This window comes from Flavobacterium chungangensis, assembly GCF_042654045.1.
Taxonomy (GTDB): Bacteria; Bacteroidota; Bacteroidia; order Flavobacteriales; family Flavobacteriaceae; genus Flavobacterium; species Flavobacterium chungangensis.
The window spans coordinates 126,793-150,758 of the sequence record NZ_JBHSFY010000001.1; the positions used below are offsets into that span (position 1 = coordinate 126,793).

The window sequence follows — 23,966 nt, forward strand, 5'->3', positions numbered from 1 at the left end:
AATTCGTGGCGAAAGAAAAAATCCTTTTAATCTGTGTAATCTGTGGCAAGAAAAAAAATTAGTGCCAATTCGTGTAATTGCTACGCCAGTTCGCTATCGCTCGAGTCGTGGCAAAAAGATAAAAATATGATCAAAAATTTCGACATAATCATCGTTGGCGGAGGCGCTGCAGGTTTTTTTACCGCGATTAATATTGCAGAGAAAAATCCGAAACTGAAAATTGCCATTTTAGAAAGAGGAAAAGAAGTCCTTTCTAAAGTCCGTGTTTCCGGAGGCGGACGATGCAATGTTACTCATGCTTGTTTTGAACCTAATGAATTGGTAAAGTTTTATCCCCGAGGCGAAAAAGAACTTCGCGGGCCTTTTCATCAATTTTGTTCTGGAGATACTATTGAATGGTTTGAAAAACACGGCGTAGAATTAAAAATTGAAGAAGACGGAAGAATGTTTCCAGTTTCCAATTCATCCCAAACTATTATCGATTGTTTCTTAAAAGCAACTGAAAAATTAGGCATAAAAGTGCTGACAGGACAAAGCGTTCAATCTATTTTCAAAAAAGAAAATCACTGGAAAATTGACACACAAAGCGACAATTTCGCTGCCGAAAAATTGGTAATGGCAACGGGAAGCAACCCAAAAATTTGGGAAATGCTTCAGGAACATGGACACGCTGTTGTGAGCCCCGTTCCTTCCCTATTTACTTTTAATATCAAAGATTCTCGAATTAAAGAACTACCCGGCGTTGCGGCACAAGTAACCGTAAATGTAAAAGATACCAAGTTAGAATCTACAGGACCTTTGTTAATCACACATTGGGGAATGAGTGGTCCAGCAATCCTAAAACTTTCAGCTTGGGGCGCTCGTATTTTACACGATAAAAATTATCAGTTTACCATTTTCGTTAATTGGCTAAAGGATGTTGATTTTGAAGATGCCGAAAAAATCCTAAAAGACTTAAAACAGGAACACGCTAAAAAAGCAGTTTCAAAAAAATCTCCATTTGACTTTCCGAATCGTTTATGGGAAAGTTTGGTTTTGGCTTCGGGAGTTGAAGTTGAAACCAAATGGGCAGATTTATCTAAAATTCAATTGCAGAATCTAACTTCACAATTAACAAAAGCCGAATTTAAAGTAAACGGAAAAAGCACTTTTAAAGAAGAATTTGTAACGGCAGGCGGAATCGATTTAAAAGAAATCAATTTCAAAACCATGGAAAGTAAAATTCACGAAAATCTTTATTTTGCTGGTGAAATTGTAAATATAGACGCCATAACGGGAGGATTTAATTTTCAGAATGCCTGGACAAGCGGGTTTATTCTGGCTCAAAATATTTAATACAAAATGAAATTTAAAGGAATTATTTTCGATTTAGACGGCACATTAGTCAATTCTTTAGAAGACATCTCAGATGCGATGAATAAAGTGCTTACCGCTTTAAATTATCCTACACATACTTACGACACTTATCAATATTTTATTGGGAGCGGTTTACGAAATCTAGTAAGTAAAGCTTTACCTGCTACAAACAATTCTGATGATGAAATCGAAAGTTGTTTTGAATGTATGGTCGATGAATACACTAAAATCTGTACGCTGAAAACAAAACCTTATGAGGGTATTGTAGAATTGCTAGAAAATCTAACTTCGCAAAACATCAAAATGGCGGTTTTCTCCAACAAAGCCGATGAGTTAACCAAGAAAATAGCTTATGAATTATTTCCAAAACAATTCGACACAGCTATTGGTTTAAGCACAGAAGAACTAAAAAAACCAAATCCGTTTGAAGCGATTGAAATCAGTAAAAAATGGAATTTAAAACCCGAAGAAATTCTTTTTGTCGGAGATTCTGATATTGACATGAAAACGGCTATAAATGCTAATATGTTTCCTGTGGGCGTAACTTGGGGCTACAGAACAGCAGATGAATTGAAATCTAGCGGGGCAAAAGCGGTCATTAATAATGCTTCAGAATTAATCGGAATATTGTAAATCGTGAATGCTGAATTAGAAAAACAAATACTATCAATCGCTTCGTTTTCTGAAAAAGAAATCGAAAAGATAGATTCTTGTTTTGAATATGAAAAGTTTACCGCTAAAGATTCTCTTTCTTCAATGGGAAAAATCAGCAATAAAATCTTTTTTGTTGTCGAAGGTCTAGCGCGGGTTTATTATTTAAAAGACGGAAAAGAAATTACGACTTATTTAAGTTGTGATGAGGGTTTTATCGCTTCATATTCCAGTTTTATAAATCAATCCGTTTCTTTTGAAAATATTCAATGTATTGAAGATTGCGAATTTCTTTCGATTACTTTCGAAAAAATGCAGTTTCTGTATAACGAAATTCCGAATTGGGAACGTGTCGGGAGAATTTTAGCCGAGCAGAATTATCTTTGTATGGCCGATCGTGTTCTCAAACTGCAAATGATTCCGGCAAAAGAAAAATACCAGACTTTTTTGGCATCGGCTCCAGCCAAAATAATCCAGCGAACGCCTTTAATTTATATCGCTTCCTTTCTTGGAATAACCCCTGAATCTTTGAGCAGAATCCGTCAGGACATTTCTTAACATTTATCAAGTGGATTAAGAATCTGGATTCAAATCTTTGTCAAAATAAAATTTGAAAAAGATGAAGAATATTGCCAAAGACGTTTACCAGATTCCGTTATTTCCCCGCAACGCCATTAATTGTTATGTAATTGAAGATGTTTTAATCGATGCAGGAATTCGAACTTCTGCCCATAAAATAGTAAAAGCAATTAAAGGTAAATCTATTACCAAACACGCCTTGACCCACGCTCACGCCGATCATCAGGGAAGCAGTAAAACAATATGTGAAACCTTTAATGTTCCCCTTTTATGCAGTGAACCTGAAAAAGCATTTGCTGAAAACGGAAATGTAATTACAGAATACCCAAATCCGAATCATATCATTTCTAAATTTCAGAAAAACTTTTGGGCAGGAAAAGGATATCCTGTTTCTCAAACCTTAAAAGAAGGAGATCAGATCGGCGGATTCACGGTTATTGAAACACCGGGACATTCAAGTGGACATATCTCTTTTTTCAGGGAAAAGGATGGCGTTTTAATTCTAGGCGATGTGATGACCAATATGAATCTTCTCACTACAAAAGTCGGTTTGCATGAACCTCCCCATTTATTTACCGCTGATAAAGAAACCAATAGAAAATCCATTCTAAAATTGGCTTCGCTAAAACCAAAAATACTTTGTTTTGGTCACGGACCTGCTTTGTTTAATAAGGGAGAACTTGAAAAATTTGTTCAAAACATGCGATAATTTTATTAACAAGAATTTACATATTCCGTAAGTTTTCATTAAGACAATTCTAATAATTTTACTCTCAACTAATTAATCCTATATGAGAGTAAAATTACTTACTACAATTTCTATTTTCACTTATCAGCTCAGCGTTTCTCAAACAGAAAAAGTATTAAAGGGAAAAGTTTTTTCGCAAAACATTCCGCTTAATAAAGTAGAGGTGATTAACAAAACAGCTCGAATTAGTACCAGAACAAATGAGCTAGGCGAGTTTTCAATTTTAGTCCGTCCAGAAGACAGCCTTCTTTTTTACTCCAAAGACTATTTCTTTAAAAGATTTAAAATTTCTCAGGAAAACATAGATCAAAATAACCTGGTTGTCAATATGATTTTGAAACCGGAAGAACTCGATGAAGTCTTGATTACAACTATAAAATTTCCTCATGTTGGTCCTACTCAAGAAGTTTCGGATTCGATTGCATTAATGAGAGCCTCGAGCGATTTACGAAAATATACTGGTGTTTATGATGGTACTATTGCAAACGGAATGAATTTTGGCGCTATGGGAGCAGGTCTTTTAAGTTTATTTAAAAAAGAAGATAGTGGCAACAAAAAACCTAAAAAGAAAACTCCTGAATTGGATTTCAAAACATTCGCCGAAGCAACTTGTCCTTTAGATTTTTTTACAAAAGATTTAAAATTAAATCCTGATGAAAAAGCTCTTTTCCTAGACTTTTGCACAGCCGATCCACAGTCGGAAATTATTCTAAAACAGAAAAATTTACTTTATACAATGGATTTTTTATATGCTAAAAATGAAGAGTTTAAAAAACTGAATACTGGAATTAAAAACTAAAAAAATCTGTAAATGAAAGTAAAATTACTCACTACAATTTCTTTTCTTACTTATCAGCTTAGCATTTCGCAGACAGAAAAACTACTTCACGGAAAAGTTGTTTCTCAGGAAAATGTGCTTCAAAATGTAGAAGTCATTAATAAAACAGCCAAAACTAGCACGAGAACAAATGAATTTGGAGAATTTTCGATTTTAGTTAAAGAGCAGGATAGTGTATTATTTTTTTCAAAGGATTACTTATTTACAAGATTGAAACTAACCGCGAAAGATCTAGAAAAAAGCTATCTCATTGTTGAAATGACTCCAAAAGCCGAAGAACTGGAGAATGTTACGGTTTCTAGATCCATTTTTAATAAAGCTGAAATTAAAAAAATCGCAAATGATAAGGAAAAAATAAAGGAGATTAAAAATCGTAAACAATTTGACGAAGTGACTTCAAAATTGAATGTTTATGACGGGAGGATCAAAAATGGACTAGATTTTAGTTACCCCATTTTTGATAAACCGAAGAAAAAAATTGAGCCACGTGATGACCGTTTTAAAAAACTCGTCATCGCTACTTGTTCTCCGGATTTTTTTATCAAGAATTTGAAAATAAACCCCGAAGAAAAAGAAATTTTCTTAAACTTTTGTAATGCCGATTCGAAATCTAAAACCCTTTTAGATAAATCAAATGATTTGGAATTGATAGACTTTCTATATGCTAAAAATGAGGAATTTAAGAAATTAAAATAGCTTAATCTGAAACAGAGAAAAACCTGAAACTTGAAACTAAATTTTACTTATTCAGCCACCAGATGCTCGCATTCAAAACCGTCGCAAATCCAACCCAAGCTAAATATGGAATCAATAAATAACCTGAAGTTTTATTGATTTTGACGAATTTCAAATATGTTTCATAAATCATCAACCATAAAAGCACGATTTCGACTAAAGCCAACATCGGGTTTTTTAATCCGAAAAATAAATAAGACCAAATAGCATTTAAAATCAATTGAATGATGAAGAAAAGCAGTGCTTTTTTAACTTCCTCAGTATGTTCTTTTATTCGGTTCCAAACCAGCGCTGCTGCAATTGCCATAAATATGTAAAGAACTGTCCAAACTGGCATAAAAATCCAATTCGGCGGATTAAAAACTGGTTTTTCCAACGTTACATACCAAGTCTCAATACTTGGTCTTGTTACTAAACTAGCAGAATATCCAACTGTTAAACAAATTACTAAAGCTATAGCGATTTTTACAAATTTATTCATGATATCAAATTTTGAATTCAAAAATAGTCAAAAGAAAAGTTTAAACCATATAGATAAAAAATTATCCCTTTAAGGCGAAAAAACTATCTTTGCCAAAATTTTATAATTCATGTTAAAAGCAGCCGATTTTATACCAAATTCATATACTTCAGCAATCGAAAACGGAAACTTTGAATGGAGCGCTCCAAGCAACATTGCCTTAGTGAAATACTGGGGAAAAAAAGACAACCAGATTCCAGCAAATCCTTCTGTTAGTTTTACTCTAAATAACTGTAAAACAATTACAAAATTAGGTTTTGAAAAAAGAGACGCTTCGAGTTTACTCAACGTGACAAATGGTTTTTCTTTTGATTTACTTTTTGAAGGAAAACCAAAAGAAGACTTTAAACCAAAAATTCAGAAGTTTTTAGAAAGAGTTGAAGTTTATCTGCCGTTTTTGAAAGAATATCATTTTACAATTGACACTCAAAATACTTTTCCTCATAGTTCAGGAATTGCTTCTTCGGCTTCTGGAATGGCGGCTTTGGCAATGAATTTTATGAGTTTGGAGAGAAAATTGAATCCAGAAATGACCGATGATTATTTCTATCAAAAAGCTTCATTTCTAGCTCGATTAGGTTCTGGAAGTGCTTGCAGAAGTGTGAAAGGGAATGTTGTCGTTTGGGGAAATCAGGAAAATATTGAAGGAAGCACCGATTTGTTTGGTGTAGAATTTCCATATACAATTCATGAAAATTTCAAGAATTATCAAGATACTATTTTATTGGTTGACAAAGGCGAAAAACAGGTTTCGAGTACAGTTGGGCACGATTTAATGCACAATCATCCGTATGCAGAAAGACGTTTTGCTCAGGCACATGAAAATCTGGATAAATTAATTTCCATTTTTGAAAACGGAGATTTAAACGAGTTTATAAAAGTTGTAGAAAGTGAAGCATTGACACTACACGCTATGATGATGACCTCTATGCCATACTTTATTTTGATGAAACCAAACACACTGCAAATCATAAATGCGATCTGGAAATTTAGAAATGAAACCCAGATTCCAGTATGTTTTACGCTAGATGCTGGAGCAAATGTGCACGTACTTTATCCCGAAAACGTTAGCGAAAATGTACTTCAATTTATTCAGGACGAATTAGTTGTATTTTGTCAGAATAGTCAATACATTTGCGACAAAATTGGACACGGTGCAATTGCATTATAATTTTCCGTATCTTTAATTAAATTTTCTTGGTTATGGATATTCAATTAGAAAAACGCGAAGCGATGGAGATGTTGAAAAAAACTGATGATCCTTCAATCATTATGGCAGTTGCAAAATTGCTTAGAAAAAACAAAAAAGATTGGTGGGACGATTTGACCGATCAACAAAAAGAGGATATAGCTCAAAGTGAATTAGAATTTGAAAGAGGAGAATTTACGAGCTATGAGGATGTGATGAAAAAATACAGATAGTGGATCTTAAAGTAAGTTTTTCAAAAACAGCGGAGAAAAATTTAGATTCAGTTTTAAAGTTCATTGAAGCAAGATGGTCAGAAAAATCAAAAAAGATTTTTATTGTCAAATTTGAAAAAGCAATTTCAATAATGGTGATGAATCCAGAAATTTTTCCAAAATCAACTGTGAATAAAAAATATCGAAAATGTGTTATAACAAAGCAATCGAGCCTATTATATAGTTTTAGTGCAAACGAAATCAGGATTCACAACATTTTCGACACCAGACAAAACCCAAATAAAATAAAGAAAGACATAAAATAAATCATGAAAGGACCACTATTTTACTCAAAAATATTACTCTTTGGAGAATACGGAATTATCCGCGACTCTAAAGGACTTTCTATTCCTTATAACTTTTACAACGGCGCTTTAAAAAAATCTGAAGAGCCTACAGAAGAAGCCATTTCATCAAACAAAAGTTTAAGAAGTTTTGCTTCTTATCTTGAAGTGTTGCATACGCAACAGCCAGAATTGGTTACTTTCGATTTAGAAACTTTAAAAAATGATGTTGAAACTGGAATGTACTTCGATTCTAGTATTCCACAAGGATATGGCGTTGGGAGCAGCGGTGCACTTGTAGCAGCTATTTACGATAAATATGCTACCAACAAAATCACTGTTCTGGAGAATCTGACTCGTGAAAAATTATTGCACTTAAAAAATATATTTTCTCAAATGGAAAGCTTTTTCCACGGAAAAAGTTCTGGTTTAGATCCTCTAAACAGCTATTTGAGCATCCCAATCTTAATCAATTCGAAAGACAATATTGAAGCAACTGGAATTCCGACTCAAAGTTTTGACGGAAAAGGTGCTGTATTTTTGTTAGACTCAGGAATTGTTGGAGAAACTGCTCCAATGGTAAGTATTTTTATGGAAAACTTAAAAGATAAAGGTTTCCGTGCTATGCTTAAAAATCAGTTTGTAAAATATACAGATGCCTGCGTAGAAAACTTTCTGCATGGCGATATGACATCTTTGTTTACCAATACCAAAAAACTTTCTAAAGTTGTCTTAAATCATTTTAAACCAATGATTCCAGAACAATTTCACGGAATCTGGCAACACGGAATTGACTCTAACGATTATTACCTAAAACTTTGCGGTTCTGGCGGCGGCGGCTATATCCTTGGTTTTACCGAAGATTTAGAAAGAGCCAAAGCATCCTTAAAAGACTATAAATTAGAAGTAGTTTACCAATTTTAAAGTTAAACCTCTTAAAAATATTGTTGTGATGTATTGAATACCCTTTCCTAACATTTAATCTTAAAAAATTATTGCCTATGAAAAGTATTTTAAAGATTATCAAAGCAACTTTTTTAGGAGGAATTCTTTTTTTAGTGCCTTTAGTTGTATTATTAATTGTTTTGGAAAAAGGATATGGTATTGTACAAAAAACAACGCTTCCGTTAGTAAGTGCTTTACCAAAAGTAAGCGTTTTAGGACTTGCAATTCAAGAACTGGTTGGGTTATTAATCATAATTCTAATCTGTCTGGTTGCTGGATTATTGGCAAGAACTGCAGCGGCAGAAAAATTGGTTCAGAAATTAGAAGAAGGAATTTTAAGTTTTGTTCCCGGTTATTCATTTATGAAAAGCATGAATGAAAATATATTGGGATTAGAATCTAAAGACGATTTAAAAGTAATATTAGTTCCTACTGATGCTGGTTTACAATTTGCTTTTTTAATAGAACAAATCAGTGATGAGAAATCTACAGTTTTTATACCAGATGCTCCAAACCCTTGGAGCGGATCGGTGGTTTTTGTAGATAAAAAAGATATTACAGAAATCGATATTACGCAAAAACAAGCTTTGGCCTGCATTCGAAAATTAGGTTACGGATCTGAAGAATTGTTAAAAAACAAGCTCTAGTTTTCAGAATCAAAAAATATACTTTAACTTCCCTACATCAAATCAACTCCACTATATCATCTATGTTAAGCAGACAACAAAAACTTTTAGTAATGAAAATTGTTAGTCTGTTCTCTGTAGTTCGAGGTTACAATATTCCAATTATCGTTTTAGCTCAGTATTTATCGGCAATTTTTATATTGGCGCCAGAAATTAGAGCGTTGGATATTTTGCTTGATTTTCATTTGTTTTTAATTGTTTTTGCTTCGGCTATTACAATCGCTTCGGGATATATCATCAATAATTTTTACGACAGTCAGAAGGATTTGATTAATCGTCCGAATAAATCCATGCTGGATCGTTTAGTTAGTCAGAAAACTAAATTGAACGTATATTTCAGTTTGAATTTTCTTGCTGTTCTAATGGCTTTTATAGTTTCCTGGAGAGCTTTTTTGTTCTTTTCAGGTTATATTTTTATGATTTGGTTTTATTCTCATAAAATTAAAAAGTATCCCATTATTGGAAATTTAATGTCTGCATTGCTTGCTGTAACACCGTTTTTTGCCATTCTTTTATATTTCTATAATAAGATTTCGTTTGAAGAAATTGAGAATCATATGAGTCATTTTGTGGTGATTTCGGCACATGCGGTTTTCTTATTTTTGCTTTTATTGATTCGCGAAATGATAAAAGATTTAGAAAACCTGAAAGGCGATTTAGTAAGTGACTATAGAACGATTCCGGTTTTATACGGAGAAAAAATTTCTAAGCAAATTATCACGGGTTTGACTTTGTCTACCATTTTACCTGTTTACGTTTTGGTTAATATTTATGATGTAGGCTATATGGACATTTATTTTTATGTGTGTTTTGGAGTTTTGCTTTTCTTCCTGATTTATTTATGGAAATCGGACTCTAAAGAGCAATATCTAAGACTACATAATGTTCTTAAGTTCCTGATTGTATCTGGCGTTTGCTGCATTGTTCTGATTAACCCGAGCGTCTTATGGCATGGTCGCGAATTGATTTCTAATTACTAAAGCTTTTTATTTCACAGAGATTCGCAAAGTCTTTTTTGTGTAACTCCGCGAAATTCTTTGCGAATCTCTGCGGAACAATCTATTTTAAAAAGACCAATTATATTGCTCCTAAACCTCTTAAAATAAAGCGCTATTAATCTAAGAACATTGAACTTAAGATTTATTAGCAGGAAAAAACTATCTTTGCACAAATTAATGATTCTATGAACAACAAGGAAGGCAACAATAAAAGAGGCGGATCGAGACCAAATAGCTCACGACCAAACTCTAACAAGCCAAAACCTCCTATGGCTAAGCGCGCGCAAGGGCCTAAAAAAGTAAAACCTGAAGTTAAAGCTGCTCAGGAAGCTGCTGCTGAAAAATTGAGAAAACAAAATCAGCCAGCAAAGAGACAAAAGGCTTCAGATGAAATTCGTCTGAACAAATACATCTCTAATTCTGGTGTTTGTTCTCGTCGTGACGCCGACATTTATATTCAGTCTGGAAACGTTAAAGTTAACGGTACTGTAGTTACAGAAATGGGTTATTTGGTAAAACTAAATGATGTTGTAAACTTTGACGGTGTTACATTAACTCCTGAAAAGAAAGAATATATTTTATTAAATAAGCCTAAAAACTTTACGACTGCTTTTGACGAAGGTCAGGAATATCGTAACGTTCTAGAACTTGTTCGTGGCGCTACAAATGCAAAAATTGCTGCTGTAGGAAGAATGGATAAGAATACAACTGGTTTATTATTGTTTACAAACGATACAGATATGATTCGTAAGTTTACATTGCCGAACCAGAAATCGTCTAAAATCTATCAGGTTTCTTTAGACAAAAACTTAAAATTTGAAGATTTAGAAAAAATCAGCAAAGGTTTAGTTCTTGACGGACACCGCGTTTTTGTTGAAGAAGTAAGCTATATTGATAATGAACCAAAAAGCGAAGTTGGTCTTAAACTGCGTACTGCTAACGTAAAAGTGGTGCGTTCAATTTTTGAATCTTTCGAATACAATGTATTGCGTATTGACCGTGTTTCGTTTGCTGGATTAACCAAAAAGAATCTTCCTCGTGGAAACTGGCGCTTTTTAACCGATCAAGAAGTTATCAATTTGAAAAACGTGTAAACGCTTTTCAAATTTAAGTCATAAATGAATCCTGTTTTCTTCTAGAAAATGGGATTTTTTATTTTTAAAAACTAAAGAAATTATGTCCGAAAAGGGTAAAAATAGATCTTCCGATAGATTGGTTTTTATCTTCTACAGTTTCGTAAGATGAAAAACCTAGGATGATTTTAATTCCGGGAGGAATGCTGTTTAAAATATCTCTTTTTTGGTCTTCTAAAAGGAGTTTTAAACTTTCTATTAATTGAAGATTGTATCTTAAATAAGACATTACAAGTAATGCTGAAAAGTTAAGTATTTCTCTGGCTGTTTCGCTTTTAATGCCAACTTCGTTTGAAACCATTTCTGAAATTCTGCCTTTTTTGTTAGAGAATAATTCTTTCAGTAAAGCGTTCCCTTCTATGCGGTAACAGTCGTCGACTGATAAAATTCTGCCTGCATTAAAGTCTATTTCTTGGTAAAAAGTAGAATCTTCTTGGATTAATGAAACGATTTCAGAATAAAAATCAGATTCTTCGGCTTTGTTGTAGAGTCCCATTAAAATTGTACCGATCGAGACGTCTATTCCCTTTATTAAAAGTGCATCATTCTCAAAATAAAACTTGTTTAACTTGGAGACAACATTAGAAGAAATAAAGCGTCTAAGTTCAATTTGTAGGTTTGGGGTCATACTCATAACTTAAAAAATGATTATTTATACTTATTTAAAATAATCGATAAAATGAGGCTTTTTATCGTTTATCGTGATAAAAATATAAAATATTTTAACATTTCCAAAAATTAAGTTAAAAATTTACCTTCTTAATAACCAGTTCTTAACACTAAAAATGCCTTAACACTAGTAAACTCAACCCTTTCGTTGTCAAACACAAAAGAAAAAAAGTTAAGAAAAGTTTGATGTTTATTTTTGCAAGCAACGCCAAAAAGCTAAAATTGTTATAGAATTAAAATAAAATGTTTCGATATTCCCACACAATATTTAAAAATAGGCCCAAATAAACCACTGCAAAAAGAAAATTAACGAAACTCGAAGCAATGAATCCTAATAGCGATCCAGTGGCTGCTTTTAGAGCTCGCTTATGATTTTGAGAATCATACATTAATTCGCCTATTAAAGCGCCTAAAAATGGTCCAATTATAATTCCAAAAGGAATTGGAGCAAAGATTCCGACGACCAAACCAATGTTGGTTCCCCAGACTCCATAAGAGCTTCCTCCAAACTTTTTAGTACCTTTTGACGGAATAATATAATCTAATATAGTAATGATGACCATTAGAACAAAAGTAATCCCTAAAACCCAGTAATTATTTTCGACTGCTTTAGTCAGGTAAAGTAATAATATCCCAACCCAAGAGCATGATAATCCAGGTAGAACAGGAAGAAAGCTCCCAAAAATGCCAACAATCATACATATAAAACCCAAAATAAGCAGTAATAAATCCATATTTTTTTGATAAATTTGTTCTTACAAATTACTATTTTATTCTTTGCCATACAAATCCCCAAAGGTATGCGCACAAAGATTAAGATTCAAAAGTAATCGAAAGATTCTCAAAAAAATAAATCGTATTTTTGTTCATTCATTCAACATCAAAATCTTGAGGCAGTTTTTTCTTCTTTTTATATGCGTAACTTTTCATTCTTGTCAATACTTTGAGAAGCAGGTTCCGTCTGAAAAAGAGTTACTTCAGAAAGAATTAAAATCGATAAATTGGAAAGAAGTTGATGAATATCCTTCTTTGCCTGATTGCGATAAAATTGGTGATAAAAAGCTTCGCCAGCAATGTTTTTTTGAAGTAATGTCGAATCTTATTCAGGAAAAACTCAACGTTGATACTTTATCTATTTTATATCCAGAATTGGACACAATCGAAGTCAAGGTAACCGTTTTCCCAAACTCAACCATGAAGTTTGAACCTCAGTTTCCTAAAGACTCTGTAGTTTACGATACCATAAAAATTGACAGCATTCTGCACGCACGCCTAGTCGATTTTCCGAAAGTAAATCCAGCTATAAAGCGCGGTATTCCAGTAAAAACACAGTTTATTCTGCCTGTTATTATAAAAGCAAAAGAAGAAAAATAATTATTTTTTAAACTGACGTCCTTTCCATTTATAGGAACCAAATAAACTGTACAAAGCAACAGTCGAACTAAAAAATGGATACCACAAACTACTTAGTAAAAGACTTTTAATTCTGGTTTTTGTCAAAAATCGATTAGTGATTGAAAGCAAAATAAAGTCAACTGAAATTTTAGAAAAAGCAAAAATTACAAAAATGGGATACGAGAAAATTCCCAAAAGAAAAGAGAAAAATCCAATTACAAAACTCAGATTTCCGAAGAAAACAATCAATCCAAGAAACTTTCCGAAATTGCTATTATACGAACTTGTTTTAGCCGCCCAACGCACTCTTTGATGAAATAAAGATGTCCAGTTTTCGGTTGATTTTGTGGTTACAATTGCTTCTTCTGCTTTTAAATAATAAACTTTTTGAGGAAACTTTTGAATCGCTTTTTGCAGTAAAAAAACATCATCTCCGCTGGCAATTTTATCATTTCCTTCAAAACCATTTAAACTTTCGAAGAATAATTTTGTATAAGCAAAATTAGCTCCGTTGCACATAAAACCCTTATTTAAACCAAAACTTCCAATTGTAGCGCCTTGCAGACTCGTTAAATCCAATTGCTGAAAATGATCTAGAAATGAGTTTCCGCATTGATACGTTACAGCTCCAGCAAGCATGGAAACTTTTTTCTGCTGAATGTAATTATCAAAAGTCAACAACCAATTTTCGGGAAAAATACAATCGGCATCGGTTGTAATAACCCAATCGGTTTTTACGTGCTGCATTGCCGTTGTAATGGCATCTTTTTTAGGAGAATTGGAAATTCTGATATTGTCAATTATCGAAATTTGGAATTTGGAATTTAAAAATTGGAATTTCTCGTTAGAGCTATCATCAACTAAAATTACATCAAATAAATCTGTTGGATAATTTAGCTTTGAAAAACTTTCCAAAAGTAGGGGCAGATTTTCTTCTTCATTTCTAAAAGGAACAATTATCGTAAAACTTGTTTTTGGTTCTAAATCTTGTTTTTGATATTTTTTTATTTTTAAAAAACCATAAATCAGCAAAGAAATGCTAAAGATATAAATGGCTAATATGGCAAACAATCCGAAAATCATTCTGAAGTTTTCGTTTTAAAATTCAGCACAAAAAAGCTTCCTAAAACTACGGGAAGAACTACGTTTAAAAACCACATTAAAGTGCTTATAAAAACAACGATCCATTCGTTTACGCCCAGTATTCCGAAGAAATAAATCGCAACACTTCCTTTTACTGCAAAGTCTAAAAACTGAAAAGTTGGCAATGAAGAAGCTAAAAAGTAAACTGATGTTATCGCTGCCATCAAAGTTAAATAAGGCAAATCGACATCAAAACCTAAAAACAAAAAGTAATATTGATGCGAGAAAACCAAATAACGACAGATCCCTAAAAAGATATTTTTCTGATGAACCGATTTCGGAATTTCATTGATTTTATGAATCAGTTTTTCTATCGAATATCCTTTGACTTTTATCTTTTTAATGGAGAATAATAAAATCAAAATCAGAACAAATCCGCCAAAAAGAATCAAGACTGTTTTGGTTGTAATTACATTAAATTGCGCATTGAAATAGAGTAATCCGAAAATCCCAAAAATGATCGTTAAAATCATTTGGATTCCGTTGCAGATTAAGTTTAAGAAAACCACTCTTTTGGCTTCTGATTTCGGATAATACAGCGCTTTTCCTGCATACTCTCCTACTCCATTCGGCGTAAAAATTCCTGCCGTCAAAGCAGCCAAAACCTGTTTTGTCGCTTCATAAACCGATATTTTATGAATAACCTGCGCTAGATTCTGCCATTTCAAAATTTCGAAATAACGGTTCAAAACGCTCAAAAGCAAGATAAACGAAATCCCTAAAACCGACTGATTTTTTTGGAACAAAGCAATAAACTTCTGCCAGTCTAATTTATCATTGTTAGCCAACTGATTATAAATAAAATAAAATGCGCCGCCAACAATTAAAAGTTTGGCCAGAAGAACTAGGAATTGCTTAGCTTTGTGAGGAATTGAAATCATGCCGCAAAAGTAAAGCTATTTCACAAAGATTCGCGAAGAAATCACAAAGATACACGGAGAAAATAAAAACTTTGTGAATCTCTGTGGCAACTTGGCGAAACTTTGTGTAACCAACAAAAAATGACACAAGAACGCATCATATTAGGCTTCCTTTTATTGCTAATAACGGCATGCAATAAGATTGAGAACAATTCTCCGAAATTTTACGAAAGAATTATGGGGCAAAATTCTTGGGGATATAGGGATGATAAGGGAAACGCTATTATTCCTTTAGGAAAATATAAATTCCTAAATCTAATTGATGAAAAAGGGATGATTTATGCTAATAAAGGAAGTAAATACGGTTATATTGATATTCACGAAAAAATAGTGGTTCCTTTTGAATATGATGCCTTAACTGTTTTTTCGGAAGAATTAGCTTGTGTAAAAAAGGACAATAAATATGGTTTTGTTGATCGAAAAGGAAAAATTATAATTCTGATTCAATTTGAAGATGAAACTTTTTTCCGTAAAAACGGGTTGGCTTTAGTAAAGAAAAACAGTCTTTATGGTTTTATTGATAAAAAAGGAAAGGAAGTAATTCCTATTGTATATCAAAACGCTAATCAAGTTATTCTTGATAGTTTAGTTACCGTGAAAAAACAAGGGAAATGGGCATTTTTTGATTCTTTCGGAAAACAAAAAACAGATTTTATTTATGACGAGATTGCTTCAACAAGTTTCAATTATAAAGATACGTTTTGGAAAAATGGATTGATCTTAGTTCGAAAAAACAAACAAATTGGCTATTTAGATAAAAATTTAAAAGAGATAATTCCGTTTGGAAAATATGAAACCGGTGACAGATTCAATTCAAATAGGATAGCGATTGTTTCAAAAAATCATAAATATGGAATCATTGACGAATTTGGAAAAGAAGTCGTAAAAACAGAATATGACACGATAGAACATCCTGAAGAATCTTATCATGAATCTGAAATTTTTGCAGCAAAAAAGAATAATTATTTAGTTTTACTTGATAAAAATGGGAAGAAAATTTACGACAAGATTAAAGACTTTTCATTTGATTATTGTCGTTTAAATAAAAAAATTGAAAAAATCTATCATGTTCAGGATTTGAATGGAAAATATGGTGCAATTGACACAAAGGGCAAATTAATAATCCCTATTATTTATGAAGAATTTCAAGATTTTGGAAGCAATGACAATGCAATTGTAAAATATAAAGGTAGATTTGGTCTGATTGATTCTAACAATAAAACTACCTATCCAATTGAGAATAAAGCAATTTATGCCGACAGAAGGGAATTGGATTATTACGTTATAAAAAACAAGGACAACAAATATGGAATAATAAACAAAAACCTAACACCTATTTTTTATTTTGATTTCGAAGATTTATCACCATGTTTTTATGACATAAAAAATAGATTTATTGCCAAAAAAAATGGTAAATATGGAGTTATTGATAGACTTGGCGGAATTATTATCCCTTTTCAATACAGTAAAATGTCTAACTGGGTTGAATACGGACCTGGAAAAAATTATCATTTTGTAACTAAAGACAACAAAGAAGGCTTAATTACTAAAGAAGGAAAAAATGTTATTCCACCAATATATGATCATCTTTTTTATCACAATGATAAAATGATTATTCTGTCTAAAGATAAAAAATATGGAGTGGTAACCATTCAAAACGAACAAGTAATTCCTTTTGTATATGAAAAAATTTATATTGAATTTGGATTTTTTGGAGACAATAAGGAAGCTGAGTTTTATGTACTAAAAAATGGAAAATATTCAATCGTAAACAATAAAAATGAGATTATTAAATCAAATATTTCAACACAAGAAGTAGAAGATAAATTCTCATACTATAATTAAAAAAATTGACACAAGAACGCATCATATTAGGTATTGACCCCGGAACCACAATTATGGGGTTTGGATTGATTAAAGTAATCAATAAAAAAATGGAATTTCTGCAGTTGAATGAATTGCAGCTTTCTAAATACGACAATCATTACCAAAAATTAAGAATCATTTTTGAAAGAACCATTGAACTTATAGAAACGCATTGTCCAGACGAAATTGCAATTGAAGCACCTTTCTTTGGCAAAAACGTACAATCGATGTTAAAGCTCGGGCGAGCGCAAGGTGTTGCAATGGCAGCAGGACTTTCAAGAGGCATTCCGATTACTGAATACGAACCTAAAAAGATAAAAATGGCGATTACCGGAAACGGAAATGCCAGTAAAGAACAAGTTGCCAAAATGTTGCAACAGCTTTTAGGCTTAAAAGAATTACCAAAAAATCTCGATTCTACAGACGGTTTAGCAGCAGCGGTTTGTCATTTCTTTAATTCGGGAAAAGTTGTGGCTGGAAAAAGTTATTCTGGTTGGGATGCTTTTGTGAAACAGAATGAGGATCGAGTTAAAAAGTAGTGGTCAGTGGTCAGATTTTTAGTGATCAGTTAATTAAAACCGTGTATTTTTTTTTAATAATTTTCTTACTTTATATTCGTTATGAATAAAAAACCTTAATGAGATTTCAAGATTTATTAGCTTACAAAAAATCTTTTTCTTTAGCGATGAAGATATTTAATATTACAAAACAGTTTCCAAAAGAAGAAACTTATTCATTAACTGATCAAGTTAGACGCTCATCCAGAAGTGTTACAGTTACGATTGCCGAAGCTTATAGAAAACGTATTTATCCGAAACATTTTTATAGCAAATTAACCGATTCGGATGGTGAAAATTCTGAAACACAAACTTGGCTGGAATTTGCTCTCGCCTGTAAATATATCTCAAACGAATCCTATAACGAACTTTTACCTGAAAGTATTGAAGTAGGCAAATTATTAAATTATATGCTTTTAAACCCAGAGAAATTTGGAGTTAGAAAAGAGTAATCAGTGATCAGTTTTAGTGTTCAGTAATTTAAAAAAATAATATCAGTCTGAATACTAAAAACTGAACACTGAAGACTAAAGTCTGAACACTAAAAACCTGAACACTGAACACTAAAAAATGAGCGGTATCTACATTCACATACCTTTTTGCAAGCAGGCTTGTCATTATTGCGACTTTCATTTTTCTACTTCGATGAAGAAAAAAGATGAAATGGTTTTGGCTTTGGCTAAAGAAATTGGCATGCGTAAAAATGAGCTTCTCGACTTCGCTCGAAGTGACAATGAGATTGTAGAAACCATTTATTTTGGCGGCGGAACCCCTTCGGTTCTGTCAAATGAAGGAATCAACTTTTTAATTTCTGAAGTTTATAAAAATTATAAAGTCGTAGAAAACCCTGAAATTACACTTGAAGCTAATCCGGATGATTTATCTCCTGAACGAATTCTGGAATTATCTAAAAGTCCAATAAATAGATTGAGCATTGGAATTCAGTCTTTTTATGAAGAAGATTTGAAGATGATGAATCGTGCTCATAATTCGGCTGAAGCCAAAAAATGTCTGGAAGAAGCGACAAAATATTTCGATAATATTTCATTGGATTTAATTTACGGAATTCCAGGAATGAGCGACGAGATGTGGAGACAGAATATCCAAACTGCTTTAGATTTTGGCATTCCGCATATATCGAGTTATGCTTTGACGGTTGAACCCAAAACGGCTTTAAGCAAATTAATTCAAACTGGAAAAGTTGCAGAACCGCAAGATGAAGTGGCTTCAAATCATTTCATGATTTTGGTTGAAATGCTTCAACAGAATGGTTTTATTCATTACGAATTATCCAATTTTGGAAAAGAAAAATATTTCTCCAAAAACAATTCAGCTTACTGGCTGGGCAAAAAATACATCGGAATCGGACCTTCGGCACATAGTTATGACGGCGTAAAAAGAGGCTGGAATATTGCTAATAATTCATTGTATTTAAAAGCTATTCAGAACAACGAACTTCCAATCGAAACCGAAATCTTAACTGTTTCTGATCGTTACAATGAATATATCATGACGGGATTGCGAACCATTTGGGGTGTTTCTTTAGAAAGAATTGAAAAAGAATTCGGATCAGAATACTTGAATTATTTACTGGAACAATCTCAAAAGTTCTTAAACGACGATTTGCTTTCGATCGAAAAGAATATTCTTAAACCAACTCTGAAAGGAAAATTTTTAACGGATGGAATTGCTTCAGATTTGTTTTATGTTGAAAGTTAAGTTTAACCGCAAGGTTCGCTAAGGTTTACGCAAAGAACGCTATTTGTTTTTTTTTGTAGGAATAAATCTATATTTTAAAGGCACAAGTATTATATTTGGAGCTTTAAATATTTATTTTATGTCAGAGAATGATTTATCTCGAATTGTGTTTCATTCAGCTTTGAAGGTTCATCAAACTTTAGGACCTGGGCTTTTAGAAAGTGCTTATGAAGAATGTTTATTTTATGAGTTGAAAAAATTTAACTTGGTAGTTGAAAAACAAAAGCCTCTACCATTAATTTACGAAGAAGTAAAATTAGATGTTGGTTATCGATTAGATATTTTAGTAGAAAATAAACTAATTTTGGAAATAAAGTCTGTAGATTGCTTAAATGAAGTTCATTTTGCCCAACTATTGACTTACTTAAAATTAACAAATTGCAAACTAGGCTTATTAATAAATTTTAATGTTGCATTACTAAAACATGGAGTTAAAAGAATAGCAAACAATCTTTAATAAAATCCTAGCGACCTTTGCGTAAACCTTAGCGAACCTTGCGGTTAAATTATGATAGCAAAAATCAACAACTTCGAAATCGACTTATCAAAACCCATTGATATTTCTATTCCATTAACCAATACAGATGAAAATCCGATTGCGTGGTATATTGAAAAACCAGTTATTGAACCAGTAGTTTTTGGCGATTGGATTGGAAAAGTTTCTGAAGGAAAATCATCTACGAATTTCAATAATATTTTCTTCAATCCGCATGGGCATGGAACGCATACGGAATGCTTGGGGCATATTACGAATGATTTTTATAGTATCAATCAATCTTTAAAACAATTCTTCTTTTTTGCTAAACTCGTTACGGTTGAACCTGAGAAAATTGGAGATGATTTGGTGATTACGAAAGAAAACATTTTGACTTCGCTCAATGTGACATCACTGGATAGCGCTTCGACTCCGCTCAGCGTGACAAATGAGGCTTTAATAATTCGGACTCTTCCCAATCAACTGGAAAAAAAGTCTCGAAAATATTCCAATACCAATCCGCCGTATTTGTCTGAAGATGCTGCAATTTTTATCCGCGAAAGCGAAATTCAGCATTTATTGATCGATCTTCCAAGTGTGGATAAAGAACATGACGAAGGAAAATTATTAGCGCATAAAGCATTTTGGAATGTAAAAGACACAATAAATCTAAATTCAGATGCAAGATTCTATGCTACAATCACAGAAATGATTTATGTTCCAGACGAAATTGAAGATGGAAATTATATCCTAAATCTTCAAATCGCTTCGTTTGAAAATGATGCAAGTCCAAGCAAACCTTTATTATATAAAATTTTAGATTTTAGAATGTAGATTTTAGATTTGCTGAAAACTGAGACTGAGACTTAAACTGAACACTCAAAAACTGAACACTGAATACTAATGATAACCGTTTCTACAGATAAAGCCAAACTTGACGTTCCTTTTATACAGAACTTTTTAAAAGACATTTATTGGGCTGCAGGAAGAACGATTGACGAAGTGCAAAGAACAATTGATGCTTCGGTTTGTTTTGGAATTTATTTAGAGGACAAACAAATTGGCTTTGCACGTGTAATAACCGATTATGTTGTTTTTGCTTATTTAATGGATGTTTTTATTGATGAAGAACATCGCGGAAAAGGCTACTCATCAATTTTAATTCAAGCGATGATGAATGAGCCTCAATTGCAAGAAGTTAAAATCTGGCGATTGGCAACAACTGACGCTCACTTTTTATACGAGAAATTCGGATTTACAAAATTAAATCATCCTGAAAAGATGATGGAAAAAATAGTCAAATGAAAACAGTTTTAAAACTTGAGGAAGTCGCTTTATTCCTTCTCGGAATCTTTTTGTTTAACCGCTTAAATTATGAATGGTGGTGGTTTCTGGTTTTAATTCTGGCTCCCGATTTATCAATGATCGGTTATGTATTTGGAAACAAAACTGGAGCATTTCTTTATAACCTCTTTCATCACAAAGGAATCGCGCTTTTGATTTATGCCATCGGATTTTATTTAAGCATTGAAATTGCGCAATTAGCGGGAATTATTCTATTTTCACATTCGGCAATGGATCGTGTTTTTGGTTACGGTCTTAAATACGAAAAAGGATTTAAATACACACATTTAGGTGAAATTGGCAAATAAATAGTTATGAATTTAGAAACGTTTTACGAATATTGTCTTTCAAAAAAAGGAGTCAGCGAACATTTTCCTTTTGATGAAGATACTTTGGTCTTTAAGGTGGGCGGAAAAATGTTTGCTTTGTCTTCACTTTCTCAGTGGGAAAAAAATGAACAATCGGCAAATTTAAAATGCGACCCAGACCGCGCACAGGAACTTCGAGCAGAGTATGACGAAATACAGCCTGGATTTCATATGAGCAAAGTACACTGGAATACCGTGGCTTTGAACGGAAATTTACCTGATAAATTCGTGAAGGAACTCATAGACCATTCGTATGAATTGGTTTTCAAAAGTTTGACGAAGAAAATTCAAAATGAAATTATCGAATTAGAAAATTAGGCATTACATTTGCATCGTAAGAAAAAAAATTTAGCAGCTTAGCCGCTTTGAAACTTAGCAACTAATAAACAATGAAAGAACAATTTAAAAAATTTCTAAACGAAGAACAAGATCCAAAAGCGATTGAAAAAATAACTTCGAAACTTACTGATTTATTAATGAAAGGTGAAGAAGTTGGTTACATCGCCGTGCAAAAAAAGCCTGCAATTACTGTTTTTCCTGATAGTATAATCTTAACCAATAAACGTATTATTATTTGCACGCCTAAAAACTTAGGCCTTTCAATGAATTTTACAGATTATACTTGGGATGATATTACAAGCTCATTTGTAAAAGAAAATATTTTAGGTTCTGAGTTTTCATTTAGCACTAATACAGACCTGATTATTTCTATAGATTATATTCCGAAAATTCAGGCTAGAAAAATGTATACCTATGCTAAAGAGCAATTAGATTTATTAAAAAATCCTGTTCAGACAGCAGCTCCAGTTCAAGAAATTGTGGAAGAAGCAGAAGTTGAAGACGAAATCGAAGAGGTAGAAACAGAAGAAGTAACAAGCTTTGCAGAAATTTTACCTGCAGCTCCAGCTGTGACAGAAACTTTTGAACCGCTTCCGACGCAACCAACTCAACCTGCTGGAGAACGTAGATTAAGTGATTTATCTAAAGAAGAACTTTTTGATAAATTACAGAATTACAAAAAACTTCTTGATAATGGTTTGATCATGCAAGGAGAATATGATGCTTACAAAAAAGAAATTTTAAGTTATATGTAATTTTAAAGTACAAAGTTCTGAGTACAAAGTACAAAGATTATTGACTTTGTCTAAAATAAAAAGCCCGAAATAGAGATTCTATTTCGGGCTTTGCATTTATAACTTTGTACTTAGAAACTTTACACTTTGTACTTATAAAGTCGCTTTTTGCTTTTCTACAAATTTATGAGATTGCAGTTCGAGTAACTCTTTTGCATTTTTTCGTTGCAGATCGAATAAACCTTTATCTTCTGCAATATCAGCATAAACTTTATCATGCATTTCGGCACTTGTTTTAACTAATAATTCACGTTGGTATTTATTTTGTGTCAAAGTTGCTTTCATTGCGGTTTCGGCTTCTTCTTGCTTGAAATCGAATTCCCCTTTTGGAGCTAATAATTTAGCGATGATTGGAGAGGTTTCAATTGCCAGAAACAACAGCATAATGAAAAATGACGGAAGCCAAGGTAGTTTGTTCAATGCATTGATGCGCGCCATTAATCCGTCGAAACCTTCAATGATAGGCTGTGTCTGCGAAACTTTTTTATCTAAATCCGCCTGAAGCTGTACGCCCGCCTTTTCTTTTTCGGCAATTTTAGCTTCGTTTGCTTTTTTAAGTGTTTCAAATTCTTTTAAGGCCGCATCGTGTTTTTCGCGTTTCTCCTTATAAACAGGACCTTTTCCTAATTTTTTAGTTCCGGTTGTTCCTTCGGCTTCAGTAATATAAACTGAATATAAATCGTTTACTTCTTTCTCTTTCTTTACAATATCCGCTTTAAGCGCAGCAATTTCAGCTTTATTTTTATCTAAATCCGTTTTGAAATACGTTCCAATTTGTTTTTTGTTGGCCAATTCCATTTCGTTTTTCTCTTTCAATAAAACGGTATTGATTTCTTTTTCGAAAATCTTAATCTCCAAAGGCTTCGAAATTACAATTGCAATAATAATAGCCAAAGCAATACGCGGAGTAGCCTGAAGGAATTCGTCCAGAAAACGGTCTCTTTTTTTAATCGTAGAAACGATAAATCGGTCTAAATTGAAGATTAGCAAACTCCAAACAAATCCGAAAATTAAAGCGGGATAAATAGAATCGAAAACAGTAAAAAGCGCATAAGCACTGGCTAGAAAAGCCATAACTGCCGTAAAGAACACGGTGGCGCCAATACCAACGTATTTGGTTTGTTCGCCTTCTGAGCAGTCTTTCAAGAGATCACGGTCGGCTCCTGAACATAGGATAAAAAATTGTTTTAACATGATTGATGATTTTTGATTGTGATTGATATGGCAAATTTAACGCCAAATTTTCAAATACAGTCAAAATATCAATTTCTTTTTAGTTGTGAATCAAACGTTTGAAAGTGCAATGTTAGTTAAACATTAATAATTATAAGCAATAACTGACTAATCATAACACTATGTTAATTTTTTTTCAAGGGTATAGTAATACACAGGCCTTAGTTTCGC

Annotated in this window: 29 protein-coding genes; 23 read left to right on the forward strand and 6 right to left on the reverse strand. The window is 32.7% G+C overall.

From position 1 onward, the window contains the following. The first annotated feature begins 126 nt into the window (after positions 1-126). From ACFO3N_RS00515 to ACFO3N_RS00540, 6 genes are all read left to right on the forward strand, one after another. Positions 127-1,335, forward strand: a complete 1,209-nt coding sequence (locus ACFO3N_RS00515; RefSeq protein ID WP_379794786.1) for a BaiN/RdsA family NAD(P)/FAD-dependent oxidoreductase — start codon at positions 127-129, stop codon at positions 1,333-1,335. Positions 1,336-1,341: 6 nt separating this feature from the next. Further along, positions 1,342-1,989, forward strand: coding sequence for an HAD family hydrolase (locus ACFO3N_RS00520; protein ID WP_379794788.1), 648 nt, complete (start codon positions 1,342-1,344; stop codon positions 1,987-1,989). Positions 1,990-1,992: 3 nt separating this feature from the next. Then, positions 1,993-2,565, forward strand: coding sequence for a Crp/Fnr family transcriptional regulator (locus ACFO3N_RS00525; RefSeq protein WP_379794789.1), 573 nt, complete (start codon positions 1,993-1,995; stop codon positions 2,563-2,565). Positions 2,566-2,626: 61 nt separating this feature from the next. After that, entirely contained in the window at positions 2,627-3,295 is a 669-nt protein-coding gene (locus ACFO3N_RS00530) for an MBL fold metallo-hydrolase (RefSeq protein ID WP_379794791.1), read from the forward strand. 82 nt (positions 3,296-3,377) lie between these two features. Beyond that, positions 3,378-4,133, forward strand: a complete 756-nt coding sequence (locus ACFO3N_RS00535) for a hypothetical protein (protein WP_379794793.1) — start codon at positions 3,378-3,380, stop codon at positions 4,131-4,133. Positions 4,134-4,145: 12 nt separating this feature from the next. Further along, positions 4,146-4,868, forward strand: coding sequence for a hypothetical protein (locus ACFO3N_RS00540; protein ID WP_379794794.1), 723 nt, complete (start codon positions 4,146-4,148; stop codon positions 4,866-4,868). A 43-nt stretch (positions 4,869-4,911) separates the two neighbouring features. Here ACFO3N_RS00540 and ACFO3N_RS00545 read toward each other — a convergent pair whose 3' ends face one another. Then, the gene (locus ACFO3N_RS00545) at positions 4,912-5,388 is read right to left on the reverse strand and encodes a TspO/MBR family protein (RefSeq protein ID WP_379794795.1); all 477 of its coding nucleotides are present in this window, start codon (positions 5,386-5,388) and stop codon (positions 4,912-4,914) included. 109 nt (positions 5,389-5,497) lie between these two features. Between ACFO3N_RS00545 and ACFO3N_RS00550 the strand changes: the two genes are divergently transcribed. The 6 genes from ACFO3N_RS00550 (at position 5,498) to ACFO3N_RS00575 (ending at position 10,895) form a co-directional block, all read left to right on the forward strand. Continuing rightward, positions 5,498-6,598, forward strand: a complete 1,101-nt coding sequence (locus ACFO3N_RS00550; RefSeq protein WP_379794797.1) for a diphosphomevalonate decarboxylase — start codon at positions 5,498-5,500, stop codon at positions 6,596-6,598. A 32-nt stretch (positions 6,599-6,630) separates the two neighbouring features. Next, a complete protein-coding gene (locus ACFO3N_RS00555) occupies positions 6,631-6,849 on the forward strand; it encodes a hypothetical protein (RefSeq protein ID WP_095928167.1) in 219 nt (72 codons plus the stop codon). A 308-nt stretch (positions 6,850-7,157) separates the two neighbouring features. Beyond that, the gene (locus ACFO3N_RS00560; protein ID WP_095928169.1) at positions 7,158-8,096 is read left to right on the forward strand and encodes a mevalonate kinase family protein; all 939 of its coding nucleotides are present in this window, start codon (positions 7,158-7,160) and stop codon (positions 8,094-8,096) included. 77 nt (positions 8,097-8,173) lie between these two features. Next, positions 8,174-8,764: a DUF502 domain-containing protein gene (locus tag ACFO3N_RS00565; protein WP_095928170.1), complete on the forward strand. Its 591-nt coding sequence runs from the start codon at positions 8,174-8,176 to the stop codon at positions 8,762-8,764. A 62-nt stretch (positions 8,765-8,826) separates the two neighbouring features. Next, the gene (locus ACFO3N_RS00570; RefSeq protein WP_095928171.1) at positions 8,827-9,783 is read left to right on the forward strand and encodes a geranylgeranylglycerol-phosphate geranylgeranyltransferase; all 957 of its coding nucleotides are present in this window, start codon (positions 8,827-8,829) and stop codon (positions 9,781-9,783) included. 203 nt (positions 9,784-9,986) lie between these two features. Beyond that, on the forward strand, positions 9,987-10,895 hold the full coding sequence (locus ACFO3N_RS00575; protein WP_379794798.1) for a pseudouridine synthase: 909 nt from the start codon (positions 9,987-9,989) through the stop codon (positions 10,893-10,895). A 64-nt stretch (positions 10,896-10,959) separates the two neighbouring features. On the opposite strand, the gene ACFO3N_RS00580 is transcribed toward ACFO3N_RS00575, so the two are convergent. Beyond that, positions 10,960-11,562 carry a DUF937 domain-containing protein gene (locus tag ACFO3N_RS00580; protein ID WP_095928173.1) on the reverse strand — a complete coding sequence of 201 codons (603 nt, stop codon included), beginning with the start codon at positions 11,560-11,562 and terminating at the stop codon, positions 10,960-10,962. Positions 11,563-11,836: 274 nt separating this feature from the next. Continuing rightward, on the reverse strand, positions 11,837-12,337 hold the full coding sequence (locus ACFO3N_RS00585) for a DUF456 domain-containing protein (protein WP_379794800.1): 501 nt from the start codon (positions 12,335-12,337) through the stop codon (positions 11,837-11,839). Between the two features lie 154 nt (positions 12,338-12,491). On the opposite strand from ACFO3N_RS00585, the gene ACFO3N_RS00590 reads away from it, so the two are divergent. Further along, positions 12,492-12,977 carry a hypothetical protein gene (locus ACFO3N_RS00590; protein WP_379794801.1) on the forward strand — a complete coding sequence of 162 codons (486 nt, stop codon included), beginning with the start codon at positions 12,492-12,494 and terminating at the stop codon, positions 12,975-12,977. Here the strand turns inward: ACFO3N_RS00590 and ACFO3N_RS00595 are convergent, their stop codons facing one another. Both ACFO3N_RS00595 and ACFO3N_RS00600 read right to left on the reverse strand, forming a co-directional pair. Beyond that, the gene (locus ACFO3N_RS00595; RefSeq protein ID WP_379794802.1) at positions 12,978-14,081 is read right to left on the reverse strand and encodes a glycosyltransferase family 2 protein; all 1,104 of its coding nucleotides are present in this window, start codon (positions 14,079-14,081) and stop codon (positions 12,978-12,980) included. It lies immediately after the preceding gene. Next, positions 14,078-15,022 (reverse strand): hypothetical protein, encoded by a 945-nt coding sequence (locus tag ACFO3N_RS00600; RefSeq protein WP_379794803.1) that lies wholly within the window; start codon positions 15,020-15,022, stop codon positions 14,078-14,080. The genes ACFO3N_RS00595 and ACFO3N_RS00600 overlap by 4 nt, the downstream gene beginning before the upstream one ends. Positions 15,023-15,142: 120 nt before the next feature. Between ACFO3N_RS00600 and ACFO3N_RS00605 the strand changes: the two genes are divergently transcribed. The 10 genes from ACFO3N_RS00605 to ACFO3N_RS00650 all read left to right on the forward strand — a co-directional run bounded on the left by ACFO3N_RS00605 (position 15,143) and on the right by ACFO3N_RS00650 (position 22,523). Beyond that, positions 15,143-16,906, forward strand: a complete 1,764-nt coding sequence (locus ACFO3N_RS00605) for a WG repeat-containing protein (RefSeq protein ID WP_379794804.1) — start codon at positions 15,143-15,145, stop codon at positions 16,904-16,906. Between the two features lie 5 nt (positions 16,907-16,911). Further along, positions 16,912-17,466, forward strand: a complete 555-nt coding sequence (gene ruvC / locus ACFO3N_RS00610) for a crossover junction endodeoxyribonuclease RuvC (protein WP_095928179.1) — start codon at positions 16,912-16,914, stop codon at positions 17,464-17,466. A 98-nt stretch (positions 17,467-17,564) separates the two neighbouring features. Further along, a complete protein-coding gene (locus ACFO3N_RS00615; RefSeq protein ID WP_379794805.1) occupies positions 17,565-17,936 on the forward strand; it encodes a four helix bundle protein in 372 nt (123 codons plus the stop codon). Positions 17,937-18,054: 118 nt separating this feature from the next. After that, complete coding sequence (gene hemW, locus ACFO3N_RS00620; protein ID WP_379794806.1) at positions 18,055-19,203, forward strand: radical SAM family heme chaperone HemW; 1,149 nt, start codon at positions 18,055-18,057, stop codon at positions 19,201-19,203. Positions 19,204-19,321: 118 nt separating this feature from the next. Beyond that, on the forward strand, positions 19,322-19,699 hold the full coding sequence (locus tag ACFO3N_RS00625; protein ID WP_250834349.1) for a GxxExxY protein: 378 nt from the start codon (positions 19,322-19,324) through the stop codon (positions 19,697-19,699). A 51-nt stretch (positions 19,700-19,750) separates the two neighbouring features. After that, a complete protein-coding gene (locus tag ACFO3N_RS00630) occupies positions 19,751-20,551 on the forward strand; it encodes a cyclase family protein (RefSeq protein ID WP_379794807.1) in 801 nt (266 codons plus the stop codon). 69 nt (positions 20,552-20,620) lie between these two features. Further along, positions 20,621-21,022: a GNAT family N-acetyltransferase gene (locus ACFO3N_RS00635; RefSeq protein WP_379794809.1), complete on the forward strand. Its 402-nt coding sequence runs from the start codon at positions 20,621-20,623 to the stop codon at positions 21,020-21,022. Then, positions 21,019-21,369 carry a DUF4260 domain-containing protein gene (locus ACFO3N_RS00640; protein WP_379794810.1) on the forward strand — a complete coding sequence of 117 codons (351 nt, stop codon included), beginning with the start codon at positions 21,019-21,021 and terminating at the stop codon, positions 21,367-21,369. Before ACFO3N_RS00635 ends, ACFO3N_RS00640 begins: the two co-directional genes overlap by 4 nt. Positions 21,370-21,375: 6 nt before the next feature. Further along, a complete protein-coding gene (locus ACFO3N_RS00645; RefSeq protein ID WP_095928184.1) occupies positions 21,376-21,747 on the forward strand; it encodes an MmcQ/YjbR family DNA-binding protein in 372 nt (123 codons plus the stop codon). Between the two features lie 71 nt (positions 21,748-21,818). Further along, positions 21,819-22,523, forward strand: coding sequence for a PH domain-containing protein (locus ACFO3N_RS00650; RefSeq protein WP_095928185.1), 705 nt, complete (start codon positions 21,819-21,821; stop codon positions 22,521-22,523). Positions 22,524-22,655: 132 nt separating this feature from the next. Here the strand turns inward: ACFO3N_RS00650 and ACFO3N_RS00655 are convergent, their stop codons facing one another. Next, entirely contained in the window at positions 22,656-23,756 is a 1,101-nt protein-coding gene (locus tag ACFO3N_RS00655; RefSeq protein ID WP_379794811.1) for a DUF4407 domain-containing protein, read from the reverse strand. Positions 23,757-23,966 lie beyond the last annotated feature (210 nt).

Bases quoted from the DNA above. Each gene is read 5' to 3' on its own strand.
- ACFO3N_RS00535 (WP_379794793.1), top strand. From the start codon at position 3,378: ATGAGAGTAAAATTACTTACTACAATTTCTATTTTCACTTATCAGCTC.
- ACFO3N_RS00650 (WP_095928185.1), top strand. From the start codon at position 21,819: ATGAAAGAACAATTTAAAAAATTTCTAAACGAAGAACAAGATCCAAAA.
- ACFO3N_RS00585 (WP_379794800.1), bottom strand. From the start codon at position 12,337: ATGGATTTATTACTGCTTATTTTGGGTTTTATATGTATGATTGTTGGC.
- ACFO3N_RS00595 (WP_379794802.1), bottom strand. From the start codon at position 14,081: ATGATTTTCGGATTGTTTGCCATATTAGCCATTTATATCTTTAGCATT.
- ACFO3N_RS00575 (WP_379794798.1), top strand. From the start codon at position 9,987: ATGAACAACAAGGAAGGCAACAATAAAAGAGGCGGATCGAGACCAAAT.
- ACFO3N_RS00565 (WP_095928170.1), top strand. From the start codon at position 8,174: ATGAAAAGTATTTTAAAGATTATCAAAGCAACTTTTTTAGGAGGAATT.
- ACFO3N_RS00655 (WP_379794811.1), bottom strand. From the start codon at position 23,756: ATGTTAAAACAATTTTTTATCCTATGTTCAGGAGCCGACCGTGATCTC.
- ACFO3N_RS00640 (WP_379794810.1), top strand. From the start codon at position 21,019: ATGAAAACAGTTTTAAAACTTGAGGAAGTCGCTTTATTCCTTCTCGGA.
- ACFO3N_RS00540 (WP_379794794.1), top strand. From the start codon at position 4,146: ATGAAAGTAAAATTACTCACTACAATTTCTTTTCTTACTTATCAGCTT.
- ACFO3N_RS00605 (WP_379794804.1), top strand. From the start codon at position 15,143: ATGACACAAGAACGCATCATATTAGGCTTCCTTTTATTGCTAATAACG.
- ACFO3N_RS00545 (WP_379794795.1), bottom strand. From the start codon at position 5,388: ATGAATAAATTTGTAAAAATCGCTATAGCTTTAGTAATTTGTTTAACA.
- ACFO3N_RS00555 (WP_095928167.1), top strand. From the start codon at position 6,631: ATGGATATTCAATTAGAAAAACGCGAAGCGATGGAGATGTTGAAAAAA.
- ACFO3N_RS00635 (WP_379794809.1), top strand. From the start codon at position 20,621: ATGATAACCGTTTCTACAGATAAAGCCAAACTTGACGTTCCTTTTATA.
- hemW (WP_379794806.1), top strand. From the start codon at position 18,055: ATGAGCGGTATCTACATTCACATACCTTTTTGCAAGCAGGCTTGTCAT.
- ACFO3N_RS00550 (WP_379794797.1), top strand. From the start codon at position 5,498: ATGTTAAAAGCAGCCGATTTTATACCAAATTCATATACTTCAGCAATC.
- ACFO3N_RS00515 (WP_379794786.1), top strand. From the start codon at position 127: ATGATCAAAAATTTCGACATAATCATCGTTGGCGGAGGCGCTGCAGGT.
- ACFO3N_RS00630 (WP_379794807.1), top strand. From the start codon at position 19,751: ATGATAGCAAAAATCAACAACTTCGAAATCGACTTATCAAAACCCATT.
- ACFO3N_RS00625 (WP_250834349.1), top strand. From the start codon at position 19,322: ATGTCAGAGAATGATTTATCTCGAATTGTGTTTCATTCAGCTTTGAAG.
- ACFO3N_RS00530 (WP_379794791.1), top strand. From the start codon at position 2,627: ATGAAGAATATTGCCAAAGACGTTTACCAGATTCCGTTATTTCCCCGC.
- ACFO3N_RS00570 (WP_095928171.1), top strand. From the start codon at position 8,827: ATGTTAAGCAGACAACAAAAACTTTTAGTAATGAAAATTGTTAGTCTG.
- ACFO3N_RS00645 (WP_095928184.1), top strand. From the start codon at position 21,376: ATGAATTTAGAAACGTTTTACGAATATTGTCTTTCAAAAAAAGGAGTC.
- ACFO3N_RS00560 (WP_095928169.1), top strand. From the start codon at position 7,158: ATGAAAGGACCACTATTTTACTCAAAAATATTACTCTTTGGAGAATAC.
- ACFO3N_RS00580 (WP_095928173.1), bottom strand. From the start codon at position 11,562: ATGACCCCAAACCTACAAATTGAACTTAGACGCTTTATTTCTTCTAAT.
- ACFO3N_RS00600 (WP_379794803.1), bottom strand. From the start codon at position 15,022: ATGATTTCAATTCCTCACAAAGCTAAGCAATTCCTAGTTCTTCTGGCC.
- ACFO3N_RS00520 (WP_379794788.1), top strand. From the start codon at position 1,342: ATGAAATTTAAAGGAATTATTTTCGATTTAGACGGCACATTAGTCAAT.
- ACFO3N_RS00615 (WP_379794805.1), top strand. From the start codon at position 17,565: ATGAGATTTCAAGATTTATTAGCTTACAAAAAATCTTTTTCTTTAGCG.